The organism is Endozoicomonas atrinae (assembly GCF_001647025.1).
GTDB classification, from domain to species: Bacteria; Pseudomonadota; Gammaproteobacteria; order Pseudomonadales; family Endozoicomonadaceae; genus Endozoicomonas; species Endozoicomonas atrinae.
On the sequence record NZ_LUKQ02000300.1, the window covers coordinates 1 to 5,609 of the forward strand.

Below are 5,609 nucleotides of genomic sequence, written 5' to 3' on the forward strand. Positions count from 1 at the left end.
TCCTCTCGATTGGTCATGGCGCTGCTCCCTGCTTGATACCAACAGGAAAACAATCGGCCAGAAAAGGGTTAATCGGGAGGTCAAATTAAACTGGTGTTTTGAAGACTTATTACATCGGTGATGACACCTATACGCTTTTTTTAAAAAGGCATATAGGGCAACCAGGCCTAGAGAATATATCTAAAGTCTGGGACGTAAATCGGTATTGGAAGACTTGGTCGCCAGCATTGAATCCACAGCAGGGTCAATGTTCAAACGACTGCCATCCACAAAGTAATAATCGTTTCCGAATTGCAGCCCCTGAATGGACAATTTGCCAAGAATCCGATTCATGACCTTTTGCTGTTCTTCCAGATCTTCATAGGCAAAGGTCTTCAGAAACGCCTCTGCAAGAGAGCATCCATCATCCACATAAGTTTTCATACGGGTTTCACAATTCTTGATATGCTCATCCATGACCATCATCCATAATCGGGTATTTATTCAGTATAGAAGAGTGGATTCAGCATCAGCGGCCATTTTTATGCTCTCCACACCAATAAAAATGGCCCCATCAGGGGCCATTTTTACAGAAACATCATGATTATCAGTAATTAACCGCGACACTCATCCGGTACTGACAGTTCGTCGCTGGCATCCGTCATCCACTGATTCAGCTCTTCCAGATCTGCCGGGCTGAGAGTACCTGCTGCCTGCTTGAGCTTCAGCGTATTGACGATAAAGTCATAACGGGTATTCAGGTAGTTACTGATGGAAGAATACAATTGCTGCTGAGAATCCAGAACATCAGTGATGTTACGGGTACCCACTTCATAGCCACTTTGGGTTGCTTTCAGTGCACTTTCAGAAGAGATGATCACCTGGCAGCTGGCATGAACGCGGTCTACATCAGAAGTGGCAGTTCTCAGCAGGTTACGGGTATTGGCATTGGTGTCACGAAGCTGCTGATCGTAATTCTTCTGAGCTTCTTCCAGTTGATAGCCCGCCTGACGGGTAACAGATGTGGTAGCACCACCCGAGAAGATAGGTAGATCAAACTGAACACCAACAACCGTCTGGTTTCCATCACCGGAGTAAACCAGACTGTTACCAGCTGGTACTCTTGCTGTAGCTGAGTTACTGGAGCTGTAGTTATAACTGGCAAACGCATTTACCGTTGGGGCATGACCGGACTTGCTGGCTTTCACTTTAGACTCAGAGGCCGTCAACCCTTCACGGGCAGCCTTCAGTCCCAGGTTATTGGCCAGCGCGGTATTCACCCACTCTTCAGGGTTGTTTGGTGTCGGCGCAACCACAGGCATCGCCTTTTCCAACTGGGCAATATCGGTTACGTCCTGATTAACGATGGTACGCAGACCTTCATAACTGACTGAAACCTGGTTCTGAGCCTGAATACGGGCAACACGGGCATTGTCATACGCGGCACGGGCATCCAGCACATCCGTTTCTGCTATCAGGCCAACATTGTAACGCTCACGAGCCTGATCCAGCTGCTGCTTCAGCGCTCTCTCCTGAGCTTTGGCTGTCATCAGGCTGTCTTCAGACCGGAGTACATTGAAGTAAGACTCTGCCACACGCAGGATCAACTGTTGCTGAGCATTGGCAAATACAGCAGATGCCTGATCGCCCACTGACTTGGCCTGCTCATAATTAAACCAGCTGTTCATATTAAACAGAGGCTGGGTCAGGGTCGCTCCCCAACCGTGGGAGTTATAGTTATCTTCCTGGTCCCCACCGCTAACATAGTCACGAGCTGCTTTGTTGTATTGCGTATTGGCAGATAGCCCGAGTGTTGGCAGTAATGTTGCCCGGCTCTGGTTAACAGTCTCCTGGGTCGCTTTCATGGATGCCTGGGCAGCCGCCAGCTGGGCATCATTCTCCAGTGCCATATTGTAGACATCGAGCAGGTTGTACTGAGTTGGCGCAGCCTGTACATTCAAAACGGCACCCGCCAGGGCGGCAAGCAGAAACCCTCTACGACTATTACGTGACATAATTTTGTGATCCTTGGAAAGTTCGCCAGTCATTCTTAACCGGTCAACGGCTGCCAGACTGGTCCCTGGTTGGGGATAAAATCGCTGTATCAAACTCAGATCAAGGAAATCTACACTAATTTACGCAAAAAATGCAGTAGTATGACGAATTCCTCTATGGATATTGCTTCTTTAGGCTTAAGGGAGGAGGACGCTATAATAGATATTATGAAGAGACATTCCCAGAAACCGGACTACCGAGTCAATTTGATTCGCCTGCAACAAGCTTGCGAAAGGAACTATTTGCGCCTTATACGCCTGCTGCCTGATTTATCCGAGCAGGAGCACTTTCGCCTCCCAGTTCAGCACAGAAATACTCTGGATAACGGTCTGGAATGGCTGGTCATCGACGTTCTGGAACGGGCTCCATATACCACCTTGTTGAAGTTGCAGATGGAAGCTGAGTGGGGGCAATTATTCAAAATGCCGGAAGCAGAAGTACGCCTCTATCACGACGTAGATATGGCAGAAGTTGTCTCTCGAAAAACAAGCCAGATAATCCAGCCACGATACGATTACCCCAATAGTAAAATGTATCAGCCGGATGAAAAAGAGCAGCATAACCAGTTTCTGGCTCAATGGCTTGATTATGCAATGCCTGCCTGTCGAACGTATACAGAAAAAACATGATAAGCAGTTGTCACCCCGACTTCGGGTTCGCTATTAAAAATAGCACTGTAATCGTTTATCTCTGCCTCAAAGGTATTTAGACAGGCACTACATAGACAGTGTCACCAGAAATCGCGCTGATCTCATTTGCAATGATATAGCTTATATCCCAACTCGTTCTCACTGTCTTCTTCTGTCTCCCATTCTAAAGGTTGGCACTCACTTGTTTTAACTACTTCATGTATGGTGAAGCTCGAAGTGTCCAGCACTATATTTTCAGGGCGATCACCATAATGTCCAACATGGAATTGTTTTACCGGGATATTGTGTTTCCTCAGAAACTGGCATAATTCAATAAGGCTTCCATCTAAATAAAAAGCATACCCATGCCCTCCTATGATTGAAGCCTGCAAATTGTCCATGCCCTTCGCCCAACATTTTTCAAGAGTTTTTGACATGTTTTCGTGGCTGAATTCGAAGAATAAATTATGAATAAAAAACGTTTGTTTTGTTTTCATATCCTGCAGTGCCAAAGCGTAACAGGTAATAATGCCACGGGTCACAATTAGATGATTGCCGCTTTCACAGAAGGCAGCCTTTGGGTAACCAATGTCATGCCATATAGCTGATTTTTCGATCATCTTAGATGGGATTTTTTTTATCTCACCATCACAGTAGGGAGTTTGCATAAGAGGACATGCATATATTTTTATTCTTACATGATCCTCATCTTCCTCAGGCGTGATATTACTCACCAGTCTGGGAATCAACCGATTGGTACTCATGTATAACTCAAATGGTGACTTATCTTCATCCAAACCCTCATCGAAAAAAAAATCAAATACGGCTCGATTTGGATCTTCCATGGTTTGCCCTTTTTTTACCAAACCTGAATAGGTAGCCCCCCACTCTCCAAAATCTAATTGTTTTTCCAACTTTATTGTGAATGCCCTTTCTTTGTCATCAAAGTTCGACAAAGTACATTTAGTTTTTTCTGCTCTGCTTGCCAACTCGGTTTTAAACTCACACCATACTTGATCAGGAATGGGCTCGAGCAGTTGATATTCTTTACCGTTGGTAAAAGACAGAGAAGGCATCGATACGATGTCATCTTCAGGCATCAGATCGGGTATTTGACTGGTGTCTTTCAGGCTTGGGACAGCACTGGTTATGGCAACTTTGTATTCAGTTAATGCTTTTTCCTGCTGAGCTGGAGCAAGACCAGACTCAGTAAGGCTTGGCGATGGCAATGAAGTATTTTCAGGCCGACTTGGCTCCTGCATTGGAACACTAGGCCTATGAGAATGAATAGCTTGCATAATGTAGTCCGTTACTTAAGGTTTGGGTATAAATACATTCTTTGTGCGTAAGAATCCGACCTGATAGCTATCAAAAAGTTCCGATTGATATGAAAATAGTGTCTGTCCCCCCCCCTCCAAAGCGACAGCCATAAACTCATTGAGCATGTAAGACTCATTTATATTTTGCTTTTACTCGGTTTCTTGTATTCAGAAACTGATTTTCTGTTGAAACGGCAATTTCCAGATAATTGCTACTCTCATCGGAGTTGATATCAGTTCGTAATTTGGAGATTTCTCTATTCATGCTGTTCTTTTCTGGATATGTGGCTTATCCCTGTCCCGCACGAGTAATGTTTACCCAGACATTGAAGATTATTACTGACAACTGCGAAGGCTAGACTCCGTTCAAAAGCAGCTAATCCACTTCCCGGTACTCGGGTGACTGTCTTTAAACTCCGTTTATCCTATAAAGAAAAAGTTGTCTGACATTTTATCCGGATATATTTGCAGTGTTTAAAATATGCCACGCAAGCGTCTTCTATCTGCCTGGCTTTAGACGCCTGACGTTGTTCGCTTTTGGCTGAAGTGTGTGAAAGCCTGCGAACCGCATGGTATCGTTTGACCAGCTCATTCAATAGAAAATTCTATTGACGCAGGATGGTATCACCAAGCTTAAAGGCCACAATTCCTGATATCTCGGTTATTTTACGGCAGCCCCCCTGATGCAGACTCAAGTTATCAGGACAATGCACATCCGTTTCTACTACAAAGGAATCACAGCATCCCTGATGCTTCGCCTTTTTTAACCAGTTGGTAACCTACGTTAACGACAAAAAGAAGCGCATTCATCCAAAAACGCTTTTTTGAGTAACGTGCCGCACGGTTTGTAACCCATTTTTTCTATCCGTGCGACTGTCTTTTTATCTTCCACTTCGGTCGTTACTGAACAGTAAGTGTAGCGACAGTTTTTATTCTGGGCCCACGCTTCATACATATTAAACAATTGCTCAGCAATGCCCTGACGCCGATAGTCAGGATGGACAAAAAAACCATTTTCAAAGGCAACACGATCATCTGAAAACTGGCTGATGTAGTTATACTGAGCAAGAAAACCGGCAACCAGGCTACCATTCACTTCTACGACCCAGCCGGCAAAATCAGGCTCCGTCAAATGTTTGCGAAAAAACGCATGCACCCGCTTCTCGCTGAATGACAAATGTCGATATTCAGACTCTTTATGCATGACGGTAGACAATGCAAGAAATGCCGGAAAATCCTCTTCAGAAATTGGCCGGATCATCACTTTCTGGACAGGTTCCAGTGGCTGAACAGTATTCATATGAACCTCCATTTGTTTAGGGGAGTGCCTCATATGGTTCCACGCTGATTTCAGCTATTGACCAATAAGGCTGATGATATCTGCCATTGAAACCGTTAATGACAGACATCATCAAAAGCGATCAAAACCAGAAATAATCTTTTGTTCACATTACATTCCACTGTATTTATCAATACTGACTACTGCTGGACATCAAACTCGGGTGCTCTCTCAATTTGATAACTGACTCATAGGTTAGCTTCAACCTTTCCAGTCATGAACTCAGACCAAAGTTGTTCCCAGCGCCCCTTACTCTGGATCAGTGCTCTTGTTGTCAAAAGCACTTCC

Annotated in this window: 5 protein-coding genes; 1 reads left to right on the forward strand and 4 read right to left on the reverse strand. The window is 44.7% G+C overall.

What is annotated here, in order from left to right; all coding sequences use genetic code 11:
• Positions 1-180: 180 nt before the first annotated feature.
• Both AK963_RS24705 and AK963_RS24710 read right to left on the reverse strand, forming a co-directional pair.
• Positions 181-456 carry a hypothetical protein gene (locus AK963_RS24705; protein WP_066018052.1) on the reverse strand — a complete coding sequence of 92 codons (276 nt, stop codon included), beginning with the start codon at positions 454-456 and terminating at the stop codon, positions 181-183.
• A 137-nt stretch (positions 457-593) separates the two neighbouring features.
• Positions 594-1,994, reverse strand: coding sequence for a TolC family outer membrane protein (locus tag AK963_RS24710; protein ID WP_175404630.1), 1,401 nt, complete (start codon positions 1,992-1,994; stop codon positions 594-596).
• Between the two features lie 141 nt (positions 1,995-2,135).
• On the opposite strand from AK963_RS24710, the gene AK963_RS24715 reads away from it, so the two are divergent.
• Entirely contained in the window at positions 2,136-2,663 is a 528-nt protein-coding gene (locus tag AK963_RS24715; protein WP_238593840.1) for a DUF1249 domain-containing protein, read from the forward strand.
• A 122-nt stretch (positions 2,664-2,785) separates the two neighbouring features.
• Here the strand turns inward: AK963_RS24715 and AK963_RS24720 are convergent, their stop codons facing one another.
• Together AK963_RS24720 and AK963_RS24725 are read right to left on the reverse strand one after the other, a co-directional pair.
• Positions 2,786-3,961 (reverse strand): hypothetical protein, encoded by a 1,176-nt coding sequence (locus tag AK963_RS24720; protein WP_139117639.1) that lies wholly within the window; start codon positions 3,959-3,961, stop codon positions 2,786-2,788.
• Positions 3,962-4,766: 805 nt separating this feature from the next.
• On the reverse strand, positions 4,767-5,282 hold the full coding sequence (locus AK963_RS24725) for a GNAT family N-acetyltransferase (protein ID WP_066018056.1): 516 nt from the start codon (positions 5,280-5,282) through the stop codon (positions 4,767-4,769).
• Between the last annotated feature and the right edge of the window lie 327 nt (positions 5,283-5,609).

Bases quoted from the DNA above. Each gene is read 5' to 3' on its own strand.
- AK963_RS24705 (WP_066018052.1), bottom strand. From the start codon at position 456: ATGGATGAGCATATCAAGAATTGTGAAACCCGTATGAAAACTTATGTG.
- AK963_RS24710 (WP_175404630.1), bottom strand. From the start codon at position 1,994: ATGTCACGTAATAGTCGTAGAGGGTTTCTGCTTGCCGCCCTGGCGGGT.
- AK963_RS24715 (WP_238593840.1), top strand. From the start codon at position 2,136: ATGACGAATTCCTCTATGGATATTGCTTCTTTAGGCTTAAGGGAGGAG.
- AK963_RS24720 (WP_139117639.1), bottom strand. From the start codon at position 3,961: ATGCAAGCTATTCATTCTCATAGGCCTAGTGTTCCAATGCAGGAGCCA.
- AK963_RS24725 (WP_066018056.1), bottom strand. From the start codon at position 5,282: ATGAATACTGTTCAGCCACTGGAACCTGTCCAGAAAGTGATGATCCGG.